This is a genomic window from Algoriphagus aestuariicola (genome assembly GCF_017254835.1).
Classification (GTDB): Bacteria; Bacteroidota; Bacteroidia; order Cytophagales; family Cyclobacteriaceae; genus Algoriphagus; species Algoriphagus aestuariicola.
In genome coordinates this window covers 984,801-1,002,016 of the sequence record NZ_JAFKCW010000001.1, presented here as the reverse complement: position 1 = coordinate 1,002,016, position 17,216 = coordinate 984,801, and the positions used below count along the sequence as shown (strand labels likewise).

Below are 17,216 nucleotides of genomic sequence, written 5' to 3'. Positions count from 1 at the left end.
TGCCCTATTGGCTTTGGGAGAGCGGGATTTTCGAATGCAATAAGATAACTTGAACTGCTTGAAATTAATACCAGCGCAAGAGTTAAGGATAATATTATCTTCCTTAGTGTTAGCAAGTAAATATTCTTTTCCATATTATTTTGGGTTATTTTAAACTGATAGAAAGAGCTTTTTAAAATGATTTATCCTAACTGATCTGTATCGTGGAAACCATATCAATAAAGGTAGACCAAGCTGCTAAATGGAAATTTCACAGTATTTGCAGGTAATGAAAAAATTCTTGCACAATCGCTAACCTGTTGAACAGTACACCAATCAAGTGGCTTACTGTTGAAAACCCAAGCACACTGAGCCTAGCTTGCTGGATTGCTAGACAAAACCCATCAACGTCTTTTTGACATTGTCTTTTCCCTTCAAAAATCCTATTTTTCGTTACTGCCAGCCTGTAGCCATATAAAATCTTTCGAAGGCTACTTCAAACGGGTTGTCGGTTTTCGGCGAACCAATTCGAATCGAACATGTGCTTCTACTTCTTCTCTGATGACAAATGGCTGGCCGATCTTTCGACCGATGAGCTGTACGGCCCCTGGGTCAAGCAACTGGATGCCTTTGAAGGGGAGCATTACAATATAGGCTTTGCCCATCCCAGGTTGGATGTGTTGACCAACGACTTCGAAAAACCCATCGCCAAGATGGAATGGGGGCTGCTTCCCCATTGGTCCAAGGACAAATCCTTCCAGAAAAACACGCTGAATGCCCGTTTGGAAACTTTGGAGGAGAAGCCGAGCTTCCGCTCCTACACCGGCAACCGCTGCCTGATCCCTGCCGAGAGCTTTGTGGAATGGCAATGGCTGGATCCCAAGGGAAAGACCAAACAGAAGTACCGCATCCGGGAAAAAGGCGAGCCCTGGTTTACTTTTGCCGGCATCTACAGCAATTGGACCGACCCCGATACCGGGGAAATCATCCCCACCTTCTCCATCGTCACCCGGGAGGCGGAAGGGATCATGCGGGAAATCCACAACACCAAACTCCGCATGCCCATGCTCGTATCGAGAACCGAGCGCGACCTTTGGCTTGCCGGGGAACTGGATGTGGCCACGCCCCCGGAACTGGAGGCGGAAAAGGCCGAGTAGCCGAGCCTACAGCATAATCCGGATCACCTCGTCCAGGTCTGTCGAATACCTGGGGGAAAGTTTTTCCTGCCTCATCTTCCAGACTTTGCCCGGGTCCTGCGAGGCCAGCCGGACTTTTTTCCCATAGAGCAGGTTCAGCCGATCCACTGTCTTCATGAGCGGGATCTGCCTCGGATCCCGGTTGTGGAACAGGTTCAGTTGGGGCTCCTTTTCGGCCGTGAACTTCTCGACGATCACCCCCGCTTTTTTGTAATGGAATCCCGGCCGGAAAATCCGTTCCAGCGCCCCGATTGCAAACTTGGAAAGCTCCATGCCCGAGTTGGTGGGAAAGGGAAGGTCCACGGTGATCTTTTTTCCATACTGGGGAAGATCCGGGCGGTGGCCATTGGTGTAGACAAACACGGTCAGCGCGTTGCAGTTGCTTCCCTGACTCCGCAGCTTTTCCGCACAGGTAAAGGCAAAGGTCGACACCCGCTCCCTGATCTGCTCCAGCTCGGTGTAGTTGGTGTCAAAGGACCGGGTCACGGCGATGGCTTTCTTTGCCACAACAGCTTCCAGTCCCAGCACGGAGATGCCCTGCAGGTCGCGCTTCAGCCTCAGCCCAACAATGGAAAGATTTTTCCTCACCCAGTCGTCCTTCATGCGGGTGAAGTCATAGGCTGTTTTGACGCCAAGTTTCTCCAGCCTTTTGCCATGCTGCCTTCCTATTCCCCAGACGTCCGCGACGTCCAGCCACTTCAGGGCCTTGACCCTTTTCTCTTCGCTGTCCATCGCATAGACGTTGCCGGTATGCTCGGGGTATTTCTTCGCAATCCGGTTGGCGACCTTGGCCAGGGCCTTGGTCGGCGCGAAGCCCACCGAAATGGGGATGCCTGTCCACTGGAAGACCTTCCCCCGCATTTCGTTCCCGTAGCGAAGCAGATCGCCTACTTTCAACCCGTCCATTTTCAGGAATGCCTCATCGATGGAATAGATCTCCAACCCGGTGGCATAGGACTCGAGGATATCCATCACCCGGCGGCTCATGTCCCCGTAGAGGGTAAAATTGGCCGAAAACACACTTACCGAATGCTGGTCGAAAAGTTTCTGGTACTGAAAGGCCGGTGCCCCCATGGGAATGCCCAGGGCCTTGGCCTCGTTGGAGCGGGCGATGACACAGCCGTCGTTGTTGCTCAGCACGACCACGGGCTTGCCGTTCAGATCAGGCCTGAACACCCGCTCGCAGGATGTATAGAAGTTGTTGCAGTCGACCAGGGCGTACATGGCGGATGGGCTAAAAGGCTTTGATCACGAAGGTGACGATGCCCCAGACCAGAAACTGGTTATCGGGGTGGACTTTGATGGGGGGATAGGCTTCGTTTTCCGGCATCAGCCAGACCTCAGTCCCCTTCTTCTGGATACGCTTGGCGGTAAACTCCCCGTCCAAAAACACCACCGCGATCTTGTTGTTGCGCGGGACTGCGCTGCGGTCGATCACCATCAGGTCTCCGTCGTCAATCCCGGCATTCTTCAGGGACTGCCCCTTCACCTTCCCGAAGAAGGTTGCCGAGGGGTTCCGGACCAGGTGTTTGTTGAGGTCAATCTTCAGATCCTCAAAATCCATGGCCGGGGAGGGAAAGCCCGCGCTGATGCCCTCCCGGAAAAACGGGATTTCCAACGTACTGGCAGTATCTGCTGGAAAAAGGGCAATCGCGGGGCAAGGTTTCAGGCGAAGATCCATGGCATGCTGCGTTGGGTACCCCACAAAGCTATGGCAAAAAAGCCGGAAGGTGGATGGCCAAAGACAAGAAATGTCGTTTTTATTAACTTTAAATTGTCAATAAAATAAACATTCTGGAAAGCTATGCTGTGATCGGTGAAAACAAAGCAAATTTCAAAAATCGGTTAAGGCCGCAATGCAGAGATCATCGGATGGAGTAATGGATTGCAGAAGGTTGGCTGTGAGTTGGTAAGGGCTAAGAAAAGAATTAGTTAGGAGAAAACTAACCCTGCAACCTGGCCCCTCTCTAGGTTAGCCCGCCGCGGCGGTCTAATCCTCCACGCTCGATTGCTTCGCACCTCTGCTGCAAGCGGTATTAGACTCAGAAATTCGGGTCCGATCTGGGTTTCTCCCCAGTCCTAATGAGTTTTTGGTGTTGAATTGAGAAGCCTACTTGAGAAATCCAGTAGGCTTTTAGTTTTCGGAAAGGAATCCCTATATTGAACTAAGTCAAACGCTAATACTATGTAAATTGAAAGATGAATCAAAGGATAGATCTTCATTCAATTCACCGATCGTTTACAAATAACCACAGCTACTCCCGCATAATAATGGCAATCTTTTTCAGTTTCAACCTATCTTTTCTCCCTCTCTCAAAGGACATGCTACGGATCATTATTTTGGCAATTGCATTTGGTATCGCTACCTCAGTAACTGCCCAAGAAATCAGATATGGACTTCGAATTGGATTTTCAATTGCTACTTTTGGCGGGGATGAAATAGGAGGAGGTGAAACAAATTTCAGGAACGGTTTTTCCTTGGGGGCCTTTTCATCTATTCCCCTTACATCCAAATTACGCTTTGAGCCAGGCCTTGACTTTAATAGCAAAGGTGCCAAAACAGAGTATTTAAATCTGATCAACACGATCTATAGAAATGGATACATGGATATCCCTCTGCTTTTCAATTTCCAAATGACGGAAAAGTTTAGCGTTATAGGAGGACCTCAACCTTCCCTGTTGTTAACCTCTACGCGAGTTCTTGGAGAAGGGGACAATAAAGTTGTCATAAAGGGATCCGATGCCAAAGGATTATGGAAGGATAGTGATTTTGCAGGTGTCATTGGTCTGGGGTATTCCAATTCCAATCGATTTCAAATACAGTTGGTTTATGAACACGGCTTTGTCATGGTAGGCCAAATTCCGAATTCAGTTTACAACAGGGTATTGAAAACCACCTACAAAGCCTACTTTTAAAGGTCCCAAACCATTGAATTCCTATATCCGCTGGTTGGAAGGCTGTAAAGCAGTAGGAAACAATTCCTCCCTCTTGTTTTCGCCGTCCCGTGCTATCGGCGGGAGCGATTGGTCTATGATTCTACCCCGCATGCTGCCAGCGATAGCTACTTCCAGCCGATGCTTTTCGAGAGCACCGGGAGACTGCCTTGGTGGTGGCGCTGCCTATTCTACCTCACCCCTCCTATACCTCACCCACCACAGCCCACCCTACAGACTGGCCCAAGCCTCCCCTCCCCGCAGACTGGCTCCTTGCTAAATCTTTCCTCAGGTAAGATTTTTTACGCTCGGCCCTCAACAGGAAGATTTCTTAACGGCTTGTCCCCCATCTCCACATGGAGAGGGTTAGGGTGGGGTAAATCAAGGCAGAACCGCCCTTATTCTCTCCAATACCTTCTCTAGCTCGTTCACAACTTCCTCGTTTTTGAATCTCAGAATCCAGATGCTGAATTCTTGGATCAATTGGTCCCGCTAAAGGTCATGCTCTTGCGGCTCTATCCCATCATGGACTCCCCCGTCGAGCTCAATCGCCAGGTGGAGTCCGTTGCAGTAGAAGTCGGATATATCGCGAAAGTTCGGGTGTTGGCGGCGGAACTTGTATCCTTCCATCTGCCTGTTTTTGAGAGCTTCCCAAAGCATCCGCTCAGCTGGTGTGAGCCCCTTCCTCTTTGACGAGTTAGTAGTGAAGCACCGTAAAAAAGGTTGTCGGAGTAGGTCAGGGTCTAATAAGTGACAAAAAATCTGTAGTCAAATAAGTTGACAATGAATCTACTGCTAAAGTGACATGGGATTTGATCTGTGCTATCTCAGTGGCACGATGATAATTGATTGGGAATATTTGAAAATCGTCCAGACTTCACTTTTTCCCTTCTGACCCCCTAAATCAAAGACCAAAACTCTGCGATTTCGTCATCTTACCACCCATTGGATCGCTAAAAGTCCATTAGGCTACAAATTCCGAAGATCATCCATGATCTCCTTTAGTATTCTATTCTGATTTTCGGAATTTATCCCGTCCCTAGGCCCCAACTCAACGCTCATCAACCTGGCGAGCAAAAAATGTACGTGATCCGGTCCCAGCTGCGGCAAAACCGACAATACAGCATGTTGCACGGCACGCTCTACCACCATTTTATAACGATCATGTTCCTCAGGATAATACCGCATATCTATCAAAATAGCCAAATTGCTGGCTACTTGGGCGAGGTCGGAGGTATCTACCCGACCTCCCTGTTCTAATTTATCAGCAAGCTCACGCACTCCCCCAATCGCTTTTCGTTCTCCTTTGTTGCCCCGGGTCAGTTCTTCGTCCCTCAAAAAAGCGGTCCCTTCCCTTTTATTGGCAAGCTCGATGTATCTCTGGATCATCTCCTCTATGACCGTGTTTTGATCTTCTCCTTCCATACCATCCATCATATTCCAGTAGCGGGAAAAGAAATCGCCATTAAGTTCTTGCACCCCTTCTTCAGGCAAAGTCAAACTCGCCAAAACCATCAAGTTGTTTAAGGCCACTTTTGGCTGCTGATCCATAACTTCCCTTTTTACGGATTCGTTTATGAGAGTTTCCGCGACCGTGTGGTCACCTTGAGCTCCAGCTACGGTGGTTGGGGCCCTGCCTTCAATCCGCAATTCCGAGATAACCCGGGGCAAATCCTGGTGTTCCTTCCTTGTGCGGATACGGGCAATCACCTTCCTTTGAAGAATGAACTGGCCTTGTGAAACAGGCATGATGCCCTTTTCAAAGGCTTGGGGTTTGCTTTTGTTTTGATTTGATGAGCTACCCGGTTTTTCGGTCTTCAAGGCCCTCACTCCCATCACGTCCGCCTCTCTCTCTAGTCCCGAATCGTCGTTGACATTCACTCCAGCCTTCATCTGCATGGTCGGCTTTACCCGTCCCTGCTTCTGCTGCACCACATGCCAGGCTTCGTGGGGAAGGTGTTTTTCCTGCCCCGGGGCAATATGGATGTCGATACCCTGGGCAAAGGCATGGGCCTGAAGCTGGGCGGGCCGGCCGGAATTGTAGTGAACCTTCACATCATCCAGGGAGTAGCCCGAGAGGCTCTCCACTCCGGACTTGAGCGCATCAGGAAGGCCGGTTTTGTTTTCCTTTTTCTGGACAGGGTCACCGTTGGCGATGTAGCCAAATTTTAGTTGCATGGCCGTCTCGGGACGATTGTCCTCAAACTGGAAAGGAGAATTCGCCAGGTCCTGTTTGCCTATCGATTCCGGTTTGGTGGATGTTTTTGAGGCAGGTTGCCCCGCTGCATGTAAAGGCATAAAAAAAATCGGTTAGTGGGTTTATCCTTCCCGGGCCTGATGTTCAGACCTTTCCAGATGCCCCTACTAAAAGTAGCAGATAGGCGGCTGAATTGCAACTAACTGTTTGTTTTGTTGGGCAGTCCCTCCATACCCTCGGAGCAGTTGATTTTTCACCGACCCTAAACTGCGCGTAGCTCGGCAGTCTTCATGGCTGAAAGAGGCCTTTCGGTGGAGATGTGCATCCAACGGTGTCGGTGATCCCGTGTGACTTTGCCCGGTCTAGCCCTGCTGACCCAAAAAATACAATACGCAAAGGGTAGCCAGCATGATCAGAAGCCATTTTAAAATACCCCTTACCCCCATGGCCGGGCTTTCTCTGATGCACCTGACGCCAAAGGGCACCATCGCCACCACCAATCCCAGAACAGCCACCACCGAAGTCCAGGAGCTCCCCTTCAACACCCCGAGCATCAGCATGGACATCAGCGCCAGCGCAACAGACGACGTCATATTCAGGGTTTGTGTCCGATAGGCCCCGATTGCCAGAAGAATCCAGCCCGCAAATATGGCCCCATTCAGCGTGGAAACGATGCTGAACGCTCCGTAGGATTCAGCCACCAATTCCGTGGACCGCTCCACTCCCATAAACTGGACCGACTGAAAAGCCAGGTGATCAATTCCCCCGTGAAAAACACGGGCAAAGAGCCCAAACAGCGTAAAGCAGCCGCCCCAGAGCGCTAGTGAGCTCCCCCTCTTTCCGATTTCCGTGGCAAGCGTGACAATGGCGGGCCACAACAGAATGTTTCCTGCGACAAATACATTATAGGAGTTCGACAGGAGCGTGGGGTGTTCTTCAAAAGCAGCAAGCTGCTGGGGGAAGAAAAAATCAAATCCCAGTCGCAAAAGCACTCCGACAAGGAGCAGCAAAGGGCCAATGATAGCGGATATGCCACCTATCAGGCTTCCGGGAAAAGAAAACCCGGGGTTTACCACCCTCGCGTCTCCTTTTTGCTCAAGGTAGTTTTGTGATTTCATTGGCTAAGGTTTTCCCTCATGCGTCGGTTCCTGAAAGTGGGTTACGGGACAAAACCTGTTCTAAGGATTGGGGGATGCTATTAACACCGTTTCTATTTTTGCATTTGACTTGGTTTCAAAAACGACTTTGTCAACCAATTCAGCTGAATGGATGAAAGCTGGCTTCAATGGCAATGGTGATCCACCAAATCTATCAACCAGTTTACCGCGCAGTTCATTGGGCAGTTTATTCAGATCTTCAAAATATTCGCTCCCCTGCTGCAATGAATCAACAACTTGTCGAAAACGGTAGTCGGGCACCTGAAATTCTTTTGAAAAGGGTTGGAAATCCACAAAAATCCCACCCGAAGGAGGATTTGGCAATAATCCTGAATTTGTAGTCTTATGTCTCATTATTTTAGATTGCTTAGATTAATTCAAGTACCTGCTCAATTTTAATTTGTTCCAAAAAAGTCTCGTCATGTGAGACTACTACCAACGTCCCCTGGTATTCGTTAATGGCCGCGGTCAGAATATCTAAATTCTGGATGTCCAGGTTATTGGTGGGTTCATCAAGAATTATGATATCCGGTGAAGAACTAGATACCGTCAGGCAACACAAGAGCAAGCGCATCCTTTCCCCTCCGCTGAGTGAACCACAGGGTTTGGCCCATTCTTCTTTTGTAAACAAGAATCTGTTAAGCCTGGTTTTTAGCTCGTGTTCCTGAAGTCCTGAGGCATTGAACTGTTGGACCTGTTCTAAAACATTCAGTGTATTGTCGATCAGAGAATAATCCTGATCAATATAAACTGTCTTGTTATCTGCCCTGTATGCTGAGCCGGAGGTGGGCTCAACAACTCCCAAAATCAGGTTAATCAGGGTTGTTTTACCTGTGCCGTTTTTGCCTTTTAGAGCCAGGCGATCCCCGCTTTTAAGCTGGAATTTCAGACTGTTTTTCCAAAGACGTTCCAAGTGATAACTGAAATTGATGTGGTCAGCTGAAAAGAGGATTTTCCCCTGATGCAGGTCAGAATTGTCAAACCCAAAAGTCATTTTATCAACTCCCGGAACGGCGGCACGTAAAGATTTTAATTCCCGGGAAATCCCGTCGATCTTTTCGGTATGGACACTCTTTAATTTTGAGGTGCTATATTCCGCTTTGTTGCGTAAAGTATTCATCATAATCCGGGAAACGCCGGACTTTTCCTGTTTTCCCTTTCCTCGACTATCCAGTTTTTGTTGACGCTCTGCTGTCTCCCGCTCTTTTTCCTTGGCTTTCCGAAGGGCCTTTTCTTTGTGTTGGATATCTAGGCTTAACGCCTTCTTTTCGATTAGCTTTTGCTCTACATAAAACTCATAATTGCCACCATAGAGTTTTACACCGCTTCTGCTCAACTCAGCTATGCAATCTAACAGATTGAGTAATTTCCTGTCATGGCTCACCACGATCAATGTGCTTTTGGTGGACTTGATAAAGTCATAAAGCAATGCTCTACCGGACAGATCGAGATGGTTGCTGGGTTCATCCAAAAGAATCAATTTAGGCTGGTGAATGGAAATTCCCGCGAGAAAGACTTTGGTTTTTTGCCCTCCGCTAAGTGACTGAAGTGGGGTAGAAAAGTCCACATCTCCAAGTCTCCAGAATTCCAAGGCTTCCTTGCAACGCTCTTCAATTGTCCAATCATCATTTAGAACGGTAAAGCACTGTTCAGAGGTATCTCCCGCCAAAATGCGATGCAACGCTTCCAGCTTATTCTCTATGTGCAATGCCCGGGAAATTGTCTGGTGATTGAACTGTCCAAAAATCTGTGGGATATAATAAGGCTCTGATTCAAGCATTAACTGCCCTTCATAGGTTTGGATCTCTTTTGCAATAATTTTCAGCAAAGTGGATTTTCCGGATCCGTTATTACCTATCAAGGCGATTTTTTCATGGGTGTTTACCGTTAAATTAAGATCAGTAAACAGATAATCCTGATTGGGAAGTGTATAGGAAAGGTGTTGGAAGGTCAACATAATTTCTTTCTTTAAAGAGAAAACAATCAACTAACTGCCTGGCGGTTAGCTGTCTTTAAATGGTCTGAAAGAAATTAATTTTCACATAGTGCTTCTTGACTTTACACCTTTGGAGATTGCAAATATATAAATTTATATTTTTTGGTGAACTGCCTTTGATTTCCCCGGAAATAGGAAATGCTATCTTCAGATAGGATCGAAACTATATCCTACGCCGCCAATTCAGTCTCATGGAATGGCTGGAAAAACAGGAGCGTTCTAGCATAGCCACCACTTCATTCGGTGTATTTATCTCTTTTACAAGCGGCTTAACTTCAAGTGGCAGCCAATGAGTAGAAGGCCAACAATACTAACAAATACCCTGGGTTGTTGAATGCCCTTCACTTTTACCGAATAGCCCAGCGCGATTTCAGCTACTTCATAAGCAATGACTTTTCCTTGAGTCTCCATGATCTTTTTTTGGTTTTGTGGAACAATGAATTGGGCGATCAAGACTCGAAGGAAAACGAATAAAAAGCGCCGCAAAGCAAGAGGCTTTATGCCGGAAGCTTCAAGTCGCCCGGAGCCCAATGGACTATCTTGACAAAGAATTCAGGAATGGAAAAATCGTATGGCTGGACTTAAAAAAACACCCGGACTCTCTCGGGTGTTTTTTTGTCTCAGATTCTTGGATCACTTAGTCCCGGTAAAGGTCATGCACTTGCTGCTCTACCCCATCATGCACTCCCCCGTCGAGCTTAATCACCAGGTGGAGTTCGTGGCTGCTATTTAATGATAGCCTGGTGCTGGTGAGGGAGAATCTGGCCCAATCCGAAATGGGCTCAACCTGAACCAAAGCCATCAACGGAATAAGTGCCGTCCCGATGGGACTTTTGGGATTAGGCTCCTAAATTCCCTGCGGCACATTCCCCAGTAGTCAAATTAGGTCGCCAGGATAGAATGAACAGAATCTATCCCTTTGGGTCACAGCGCATCATTCATTTCATATTGGCTGATGGCTCCGGCGGTCTGGTAGGCTGATGTAAATTTTGGTAGTTTCGCCTCAGATGAAAGTTTGCATTGCCGAAAAACCTAGCGTGGCCCGTGAGATCGCCGCTGTCCTTGGAGCGAATTCCAAGCACGACGGGTACTACGAAGGGAATGGCTACATAGTCACGTATACGTTCGGCCACTTTTGCACCTTGCTTGAGCCCAATGACTATGACCCCTTTTGGAAAAGCTGGAGTCTGAGCCACCTGCCCATGCTTCCCGAAAAATTCAAGACCAAAGTGGTGGAAAATGCCGGGATACAGAAACAATTCAATATTGTCAAAAAGCTATTTGAAACGGCCAAATTGGTGATCAACTGCGGGGATGCCGGCCAGGAGGGGGAACTGATCCAGCGATGGGTCATCGAGCAGGCCGAGTACAAGGGAGAAGTCAAAAGATTGTGGATTTCCTCATTGACCACCGAGGCCATCAAAGAGGGCTTCGAAAAACTCCAGCCCTCCTCCAAATACGACAACCTGTATTATGCGGGATATTCCAGAGCTATAGGCGACTGGTTGCTGGGCATCAATGCCACGCGGCTCTATACCGTCAAATACGGTGGATACAAACAGGTACTGTCCATAGGACGAGTCCAAACGCCTACGCTGGCGATGATCGTGAACCGGTTCAGGGAAATCCAAAATTTCCAGCCCCAACCCTATTGGGAATTGCAGACCGTCTATCGGGAGACCACCTTCAATTGCGAAGAAGGGAAATTTCAGAGAAAGGAAGACGGGGAGGCTTTTGCCAACCAGGTAAAGGCGCATGATTTTGAAGTCGTCTCCGTAGAAAAGAAAAAGGGAAGGGAATCCCCGCCGAAGCTTTTTGATCTGACGGGCTTACAGGTGTATTGCAACACCAAGCTCGGGCTTTCCGCCGATGAAACGCTCAAGATTGCCCAGCAACTCTACGAACAGAAAGTCATCACCTACCCGAGGGTGGATACCACGTTCTTGCCAAGCGACATCTACCCCAAAGCATCTGGAATACTGGAGAAGCTCAGCCAATATCAGGTCTTGACCCAGCCTATCTTGGGGAAGAAATTAAAAAAGTCTGCCAAGGTATTCGACGACAAAAAAATAACCGACCACCATGCCATCATTCCCACGGGCGTACAGGCGAGCTTGCATGGGAATCACCAGAAAGTGTTTGACATCATCGCCCGACGCTTCATCGCGGTATTTTATGAGGATTGCTCTGTGGCCAATACCATCGTCCATGGAAAGGTGGATACCGTTCCGTTCAAGACCACCGGAAAGGTAATCCTGGATAAGGGCTGGCGGGTCGTGTTTGAATCCTTGGAAAAAGAAAAGAAGGAGAAAGAGGAGCTTCCTGTCTTTACCACAGGTGAGAAAGGGCCGCATGAGCCTTCCTTTCTCCAGAAAGAAACCAGTCCTCCAAAACACTACACGGAAGCGACCCTTTTGCGGGCGATGGAGACTGCCGGCAAACAGGTAGATGATGAAGAGATGCGGGAGTTGATGAAGGAGAACGGCATCGGTCGTCCCTCTACCCGCGCAAGCATCATCGAAACGCTTTTCAAACGGCAGTATATCGAACGGAACAAAAAGCTGATACTGCCGACGGAAACCGGGATTCAACTGATCGATATCATCAACAACAACCTGCTTACCTCTGCGGAGCTGACCGGACAATGGGAGAAGCAACTGAGGGAGATAGAAAAGGGGAATTACCACGCGGGCTCCTTTGTGAAAAACATGAAGCTCATGGTCGAGCATCTGGTCTATGAGGTAATCCGGGAGAACAGGCAAACGACCATCGCCCCTCCCACTGAAATCAAGGTTGCCGAAAAGACCAAGACTGTGGAAAAAGAAAAAACAGCCGCAGCCGTGGTGGGATATACCTGCCCGAAATGCAAGGAGGGATCGCTGCTAAAAGGCAATTCCAGCTATGGATGCAGCGGCTATAAAAAGGGATGCAAGTTTTTACTTCCCTTTTCTTTCGAAGGAAAGAAAATCTCGGGGAACCAGTATTTGCGATTGCTCCAAAAAGGGTCTACCGTCAATTTGAAGGGATTTAAAACCCAGTCGGGCGACAAGGAAGGGTTGCTCCGTTTCGATGGGCAGTTTCAACTCGTACTCGAAGAAAAGAAAGAAGCGACTCCCCGGGAATCAAAAGACACTCCCCCTGTCATCCCCTGTCCCCTATGCCGGAAAGGCACCATAATCAAGGGAAAGACAGCCTTTGGCTGCAGTGCTTACAAGGAAGGCTGTGGCTTCCGGTATCCCTTTGACACCCTTCGGCAAAAGGCGCAAGGCAAGCCGCTAAGCAAAGAGCTGGTTATCTCCCTATTGGAGAAGAGTGTGGGTGTTTAAACAAATGTAGCAGGGCGAATTATTCTTTTTTAAATTGAACCTGCTGACCACCCTGCGTGAGTATCATGGCATTTTTTTCCGGATCAAACTCCATGACAATTCCCGCAGGATCAAATTTGAACACGTTCTTTTCCGTAGCTTCCAGTGGGAAGGCTGATTGTCCGGTTGCCTGGGCAAGTAGAGAGTTCTTATCCCTTGTAATCGTGATTTTCAAGGGGATTTGCGTAGAAGCATAGACTCCCAAGTAAGAATCCAGCTCCTCGGAAGAAACCTCGTAGATGTTAAAAGTTGGGATTTCGTAGGGCTTGTCAAACAAAGCACTCAGCACCGCAATGGTAATATTATTTCCATTGTAATTGCTGCCGTTTGAAGTCAGGGCATAGCTGACACTACCATCCGAAAAATGTGAGAACACGGAAGTAAACCCATCAATGCCCCCAGTATGACCATAGCTAATCTTTTCATAGAAAGGAATCGGAAACAAGCCAAATCCAAAATTGTCTCTCATGGCGGTCATCAGTTTTAGGCTTTCCGGCTGAAGTATCTTCCCTCCAAACAAGGCATCGCTGAATTTATTCAAATCTATCGGGGTGGAAACAATCCCTCCCGCTCCCAAAGGAATGGAGAGGTCCGTTTCAGGTTGTAGCACCCAGGCTCCATCGAAACTGTAGGACTTACATTCATTATCAGCAGAATCTATAGTGCCACCGAAATAGGTATTCTTCAATCCGATGGGCTGTACAATGTTTTCCTGAATTAGGTCTCCGTAGGATTTTCCGAACTCTTTCTCAAGAATATAGGTAAGGAGGACATAATTGGAATTACTGTAGGAAGCCTTGCTTTCAGGCTCAAAATCACTACCTCCAGCTGCGATGATAGCTACCATATCCGCTTCACTCTTGGGCTGGGTAAACCAAGTCATGTAACTCTGGTCATCGGTAAAATTATGAATGCCGCTTCTATGGGACAGCAATTGCTTCAAGGTGATTTTTTCTGCATTTGGAACAGTAGGGAAATATTTCTCAATCGTCTGGTCCAAACCCAGTCTATTCTCCTCTACAGCCTTTAGGACCAAAACTGACGTAAAAGTCTTGGATATGGACCCAATTCTATATTTGGAGTTTTCATTTGCCTTAACTGCTCTCTCCACATCCACATAGCCGAGGGAACGGGAATAAATCACGTGTCCATTCTCTGAAACCGCTACACTCCCCATAAACCTATTGCTCTCTTCCAGCGCGTCAAAGTATCTGTCCAGTTTCGCTTTGTCAAAAGATTGGGCAAGAGCCAGGTTTACCCAAAAACCAAACAGCATGGCGGTAAAAAATAAATTTTTCATTCTATTCGATTTTAAAGACTCAATAAATAAACCAGATCCAAAAAGACAATCCCGAAGAAATACTCCTGTTGATCCCCGTGACATCTTTGTCCGGGAGCAATGGCCAATGAGAAATTAAGAATCCATGCCAATGTTTCAAGGAAGATAGATTAATTCCCGCCTCTCCCCAATGATAAACAAGGCTATTAACGAGATATAACATCCGTTTTTAAGGAGAGCGTGGCTGTGTGATCCCCCCATCAAATGTAGCAGGGCTAATCCTCTGTCTTTTGAGCTCCTATTAGCTACCCCTATCAAAAAAATATTCCTGTCTGCTGCTAATTACTACCCTAAGCTTGCCTCACAAGACCATTGAAATCCTGTCTTGGAGTAGAAAAGCTAATGGGAAGTAGTAGGGGTAAGGGAGAGTTTCGTCAATCCTGTCTCAAAGCTATCTGTCTGGAAGTTTGCCGAAGCCAAGTCGAAGTCTATGCCATTGAAATAGCTTTCTGCTAGACCGAACGGAGTCGAGGTCTCAATTGACGACTTTCGCATTTTATCCCTTCCACTAAATTTCATACTGTACTACTGATCACTGCTTCGTCCCCACCGCCTTCTTTTCCCCAAAAACCCTCCTGTAGTCCACCGGTGTGTAGCCCATCACTTGTCGGAATTGGCGGGCGATGTTTTTGCTGTCCTGTAGGCCCATGTCCAGGGCTATCTCAAAAATGGTCTGGTCGGAACTGATCAGCTTCTCGGCCATCTTCTCTATTCTCAGATTGGAAATGTATTTGTACACGGGCATGCCTGTCACCTCTAGGAAACGCTTTTCAAGGGATCTCCTGGACATGGGAACCTCCTTGACGATGTCACTCACCTGCAGGTTGGTTTCAATATTGCGGTGAATAAAGTCCAGCGCGTCGGCTACATGGTCGTCCGAGGAGGCGTAGATATTGGTCGAGGTGCGGGTGATGACCTTCAGCGGTGGCACGGGGATATCCCGGTAGAACTTCACCCTTCCCTGAATCATCAGGTCCAAGGCCCGGGCCGCGTCATATCCGCCTTTTTCGATATCCAATTCTATGCTCGACAGCGGCGGGTCGGAGAGCTCACAGAGCATCACGTCGTTGTCCACGCCCAGCACTGCCACTTCCTGTGGCACCCGAATGTCGTTGTGCTTGCAGGTCTCGGTGATGTGTACACCTTGGTTGTCGTCACAAGCCATCAGTGCGACCGGCTTGGGAAGACTTTTTAGCCACTTACTGAGTGACTTGCTTTTGTAGTACCAGATGTCTGTGGATCGGGCTTTTTTGTGCTCAAAGTAATGGACCTGATAGCCGGCTTTGTTCACCGCCGTCTCAAAACCCTCCGCACGCTCCCGGGACCACACGATGTTGTTGAAGCCATAAAAGGCAAAGTTTTGGTAGCCTTTCTTCAAAAAATACTCCGCCCCCATCCTTCCCGTCTGTCGGTAAAGTCCGGTAATGTTGGGAAGCTTTTTAAATCGTTCCTTGAAGTCCTGTGCGATGACTGGGAACGGGGATTCGTAAAACTCGGTCTCCATTTCGTTGTACAGCTGCCCGATTATGCCGTGGGCTTTCCATTCCTTGGCCCATTCGACGATGCCCTTCACGCCCATAGTCTCCCGATAGTAGAGCGGCATTCGGCAAAAGCTCCAGTTGCCGTTTTCAGAAGAATACTTGCTAATGCCCTTTAGCAGGGCTTTGCTGTATTCCTCCCCGAAATCGAGTAGCAGGATGACTTTGTACATGTGGCGCTAGGAGAAAAGCTCTTTTAATGATCCCACACGGGCATTGGAGATCAGGGGTTTCGCCCAAATCCCGATAGAAAAGATATAGCCCAGTGGAATCAGCAGGAAAAACATTGCCACCCTCAGCCCAGTGAAATCCGCGATTGCTCCGATCACCAAAGGGACGACCGCTCCTCCGATGATCCCGCTGCACAGAAGCCCCGCAAAGGTTCCGTGGGCAAAAGACACCGAGTTGAGCGAAAGGGAAATGATGATGGACCACATCACGGAAAGGCAAAATCCGGTCAGTGCAAAAGCAATCAAGGCGAGGTTTCCCCCGGCAGTGAGACCTATGACCAACGCGGCGATTGCAGCGAGGGAAAAAAGCATCAACACGTGCTTGCTGTCCATCAGCTTGAGCAATAGCAATCCCAGCAGACAGCCAATAGTAAGCAATCCCCAGAAATAGGAAATGACCTGCGCGCCGGTAGTCGCCGGATCGGCACCATGATACTCCTGAAGAAACTTGCTCACCCAGTTGGCTATTCCCTGCTCGGATCCTACGTAGCAGAATATCCCGATAAAAAACAGCCAGACTTTGCGCTGTCCCATCAAGGCCTTCAAAGATTGTCCTAGGTCGACTTTTTCATCTTCTTTGAGTTCGACTTTGGGGAACTTCACCCCCAGGATCAACAAAAACATCAAAAGGGCGATCAGGGCAAAGAGATAATACACCGAAACCCAGGACAAGTCGGCGGGCACGAGCCTTTCCAAAAACTGAAAATGGAAGGCATCATTTCCCGTGTGGAGATTCTGAACCAAGTAGCTGTAGAGCCAGGGACTAAGGAAGGAGGCCGCTCCGAAAGCCAGCTGTCCCAAGACCGAGTTGAAGGCGAAGTTTTCCTCACCTCCTGCCACACGCAGCAAGGGATTGATCACGACCTGCAACATGGCCATGCCCAAGCCGATCACAAACAGGGAAATAAGTGCAAAGCTAAACTGCGGGTTGAAGGCGAAAACCAAGGCCCCAAGCGCGGCCAGCCCGAAAGCCAGAAGAAGGACGGGTTTTTCCCGGTACTTTTCCACCAGAAGCCCCGATGGAAGGGACATCACCCCATAGGCAACAAAAAAGGAAAAGGGCAGAAATCCCGCCAGGGAGAGGCTCAGGGAAAAGCTGTTGATGATGTCCGGAATGATCGGCCCCAGGATATTGGACATGAGGGAGATTACAAAGAAGATCAGGAAAATCAGAAGAAGTAAGGAAGTTCTTTTCTTCATGGGTGGGGGACGGGCGATTTTTTAGACCTCCAATAATGACTCGTTTCTATTAATTATTCATACTGCAAGGGGAAATATTTTTTGG

At 48.3% G+C, this 17,216-nt stretch carries 14 protein-coding genes and 1 pseudogene; 4 read left to right on the top strand and 11 right to left on the bottom strand.

Annotated elements, in window-relative coordinates; all coding sequences use genetic code 11:
- Positions 1 to 518: 518 nt before the first annotated feature.
- Positions 519 to 1,136, top strand: a complete 618-nt coding sequence (locus J0A67_RS04285; protein ID WP_206568030.1) for an SOS response-associated peptidase — start codon at positions 519 to 521, stop codon at positions 1,134 to 1,136.
- A 6-nt stretch (positions 1,137 to 1,142) separates the two neighbouring features.
- On the opposite strand, the gene J0A67_RS04280 is transcribed toward J0A67_RS04285, so the two are convergent.
- Together J0A67_RS04280 and J0A67_RS04275 are read right to left on the bottom strand one after the other, a co-directional pair.
- The gene (locus J0A67_RS04280) at positions 1,143 to 2,399 is read right to left on the bottom strand and encodes a Y-family DNA polymerase (protein WP_206568029.1); all 1,257 of its coding nucleotides are present in this window, start codon (positions 2,397 to 2,399) and stop codon (positions 1,143 to 1,145) included.
- Between the two features lie 10 nt (positions 2,400 to 2,409).
- Positions 2,410 to 2,856 carry a LexA family protein gene (locus J0A67_RS04275; protein WP_206568028.1) on the bottom strand — a complete coding sequence of 149 codons (447 nt, stop codon included), beginning with the start codon at positions 2,854 to 2,856 and terminating at the stop codon, positions 2,410 to 2,412.
- Between the two features lie 590 nt (positions 2,857 to 3,446).
- Here J0A67_RS04275 and J0A67_RS04270 point away from each other — a divergent pair.
- Together J0A67_RS04270 and J0A67_RS04265 are read left to right on the top strand one after the other, a co-directional pair.
- Positions 3,447 to 4,091 carry a porin family protein gene (locus tag J0A67_RS04270; protein ID WP_206568027.1) on the top strand — a complete coding sequence of 215 codons (645 nt, stop codon included), beginning with the start codon at positions 3,447 to 3,449 and terminating at the stop codon, positions 4,089 to 4,091.
- Between the two features lie 13 nt (positions 4,092 to 4,104).
- Complete coding sequence (locus J0A67_RS04265; protein ID WP_206568026.1) at positions 4,105 to 4,389, top strand: hypothetical protein; 285 nt, start codon at positions 4,105 to 4,107, stop codon at positions 4,387 to 4,389.
- Between the two features lie 101 nt (positions 4,390 to 4,490).
- On the opposite strand, the pseudogene J0A67_RS23275 reads toward J0A67_RS04265, so the two are convergent.
- From J0A67_RS23275 to J0A67_RS04230, 6 genes and pseudogenes are all read right to left on the bottom strand, one after another.
- Positions 4,491 to 4,739 (bottom strand): annotated as a pseudogene (locus J0A67_RS23275) (endonuclease domain-containing protein).
- Positions 4,740 to 5,078: 339 nt separating this feature from the next.
- Positions 5,079 to 6,407 (bottom strand): eCIS core domain-containing protein, encoded by a 1,329-nt coding sequence (locus J0A67_RS04250; protein WP_206568023.1) that lies wholly within the window; start codon positions 6,405 to 6,407, stop codon positions 5,079 to 5,081.
- A gap of 261 nt (positions 6,408 to 6,668) precedes the next feature.
- Positions 6,669 to 7,424: a hypothetical protein gene (locus tag J0A67_RS04245; RefSeq protein ID WP_206568022.1), complete on the bottom strand. Its 756-nt coding sequence runs from the start codon at positions 7,422 to 7,424 to the stop codon at positions 6,669 to 6,671.
- A gap of 60 nt (positions 7,425 to 7,484) precedes the next feature.
- Positions 7,485 to 7,817 (bottom strand): hypothetical protein, encoded by a 333-nt coding sequence (locus J0A67_RS04240; RefSeq protein ID WP_206568021.1) that lies wholly within the window; start codon positions 7,815 to 7,817, stop codon positions 7,485 to 7,487.
- A gap of 13 nt (positions 7,818 to 7,830) precedes the next feature.
- A complete protein-coding gene (locus J0A67_RS04235; protein ID WP_206568020.1) occupies positions 7,831 to 9,420 on the bottom strand; it encodes an ABC-F family ATP-binding cassette domain-containing protein in 1,590 nt (529 codons plus the stop codon).
- Between the two features lie 297 nt (positions 9,421 to 9,717).
- Complete coding sequence (locus J0A67_RS04230; RefSeq protein ID WP_206568019.1) at positions 9,718 to 9,870, bottom strand: hypothetical protein; 153 nt, start codon at positions 9,868 to 9,870, stop codon at positions 9,718 to 9,720.
- A 596-nt stretch (positions 9,871 to 10,466) separates the two neighbouring features.
- Here J0A67_RS04230 and J0A67_RS04225 point away from each other — a divergent pair.
- Positions 10,467 to 12,785 carry a DNA topoisomerase 3 gene (locus tag J0A67_RS04225; RefSeq protein ID WP_206568018.1) on the top strand — a complete coding sequence of 773 codons (2,319 nt, stop codon included), beginning with the start codon at positions 10,467 to 10,469 and terminating at the stop codon, positions 12,783 to 12,785.
- Positions 12,786 to 12,804: 19 nt separating this feature from the next.
- Here the strand turns inward: J0A67_RS04225 and J0A67_RS04220 are convergent, their stop codons facing one another.
- The 3 genes from J0A67_RS04220 to J0A67_RS04210 all read right to left on the bottom strand — a co-directional run bounded on the left by J0A67_RS04220 (position 12,805) and on the right by J0A67_RS04210 (position 17,131).
- Positions 12,805 to 14,124 (bottom strand): serine hydrolase domain-containing protein, encoded by a 1,320-nt coding sequence (locus J0A67_RS04220; RefSeq protein ID WP_206568017.1) that lies wholly within the window; start codon positions 14,122 to 14,124, stop codon positions 12,805 to 12,807.
- A 571-nt stretch (positions 14,125 to 14,695) separates the two neighbouring features.
- The gene (locus J0A67_RS04215) at positions 14,696 to 15,874 is read right to left on the bottom strand and encodes an AraC family transcriptional regulator (protein WP_206568016.1); all 1,179 of its coding nucleotides are present in this window, start codon (positions 15,872 to 15,874) and stop codon (positions 14,696 to 14,698) included.
- Positions 15,875 to 15,880: 6 nt separating this feature from the next.
- Complete coding sequence (locus J0A67_RS04210; RefSeq protein ID WP_206568015.1) at positions 15,881 to 17,131, bottom strand: MFS transporter; 1,251 nt, start codon at positions 17,129 to 17,131, stop codon at positions 15,881 to 15,883.
- Positions 17,132 to 17,216 lie beyond the last annotated feature (85 nt).

Bases quoted from the DNA above. Each gene is read 5' to 3' on its own strand.
- J0A67_RS04270 (WP_206568027.1), top strand. From the start codon at position 3,447: ATGGCAATCTTTTTCAGTTTCAACCTATCTTTTCTCCCTCTCTCAAAG.
- J0A67_RS04280 (WP_206568029.1), bottom strand. From the start codon at position 2,399: ATGTACGCCCTGGTCGACTGCAACAACTTCTATACATCCTGCGAGCGG.
- J0A67_RS04220 (WP_206568017.1), bottom strand. From the start codon at position 14,124: ATGAAAAATTTATTTTTTACCGCCATGCTGTTTGGTTTTTGGGTAAAC.
- J0A67_RS04210 (WP_206568015.1), bottom strand. From the start codon at position 17,131: ATGAAGAAAAGAACTTCCTTACTTCTTCTGATTTTCCTGATCTTCTTT.
- J0A67_RS04250 (WP_206568023.1), bottom strand. From the start codon at position 6,407: ATGCCTTTACATGCAGCGGGGCAACCTGCCTCAAAAACATCCACCAAA.
- J0A67_RS04230 (WP_206568019.1), bottom strand. From the start codon at position 9,870: ATGGAGACTCAAGGAAAAGTCATTGCTTATGAAGTAGCTGAAATCGCG.
- J0A67_RS04275 (WP_206568028.1), bottom strand. From the start codon at position 2,856: ATGGATCTTCGCCTGAAACCTTGCCCCGCGATTGCCCTTTTTCCAGCA.
- J0A67_RS04285 (WP_206568030.1), top strand. From the start codon at position 519: ATGTGCTTCTACTTCTTCTCTGATGACAAATGGCTGGCCGATCTTTCG.
- J0A67_RS04215 (WP_206568016.1), bottom strand. From the start codon at position 15,874: ATGTACAAAGTCATCCTGCTACTCGATTTCGGGGAGGAATACAGCAAA.
- J0A67_RS04245 (WP_206568022.1), bottom strand. From the start codon at position 7,424: ATGAAATCACAAAACTACCTTGAGCAAAAAGGAGACGCGAGGGTGGTA.
- J0A67_RS04225 (WP_206568018.1), top strand. From the start codon at position 10,467: ATGAAAGTTTGCATTGCCGAAAAACCTAGCGTGGCCCGTGAGATCGCC.
- J0A67_RS04240 (WP_206568021.1), bottom strand. From the start codon at position 7,817: ATGAGACATAAGACTACAAATTCAGGATTATTGCCAAATCCTCCTTCG.
- J0A67_RS04235 (WP_206568020.1), bottom strand. From the start codon at position 9,420: ATGTTGACCTTCCAACACCTTTCCTATACACTTCCCAATCAGGATTAT.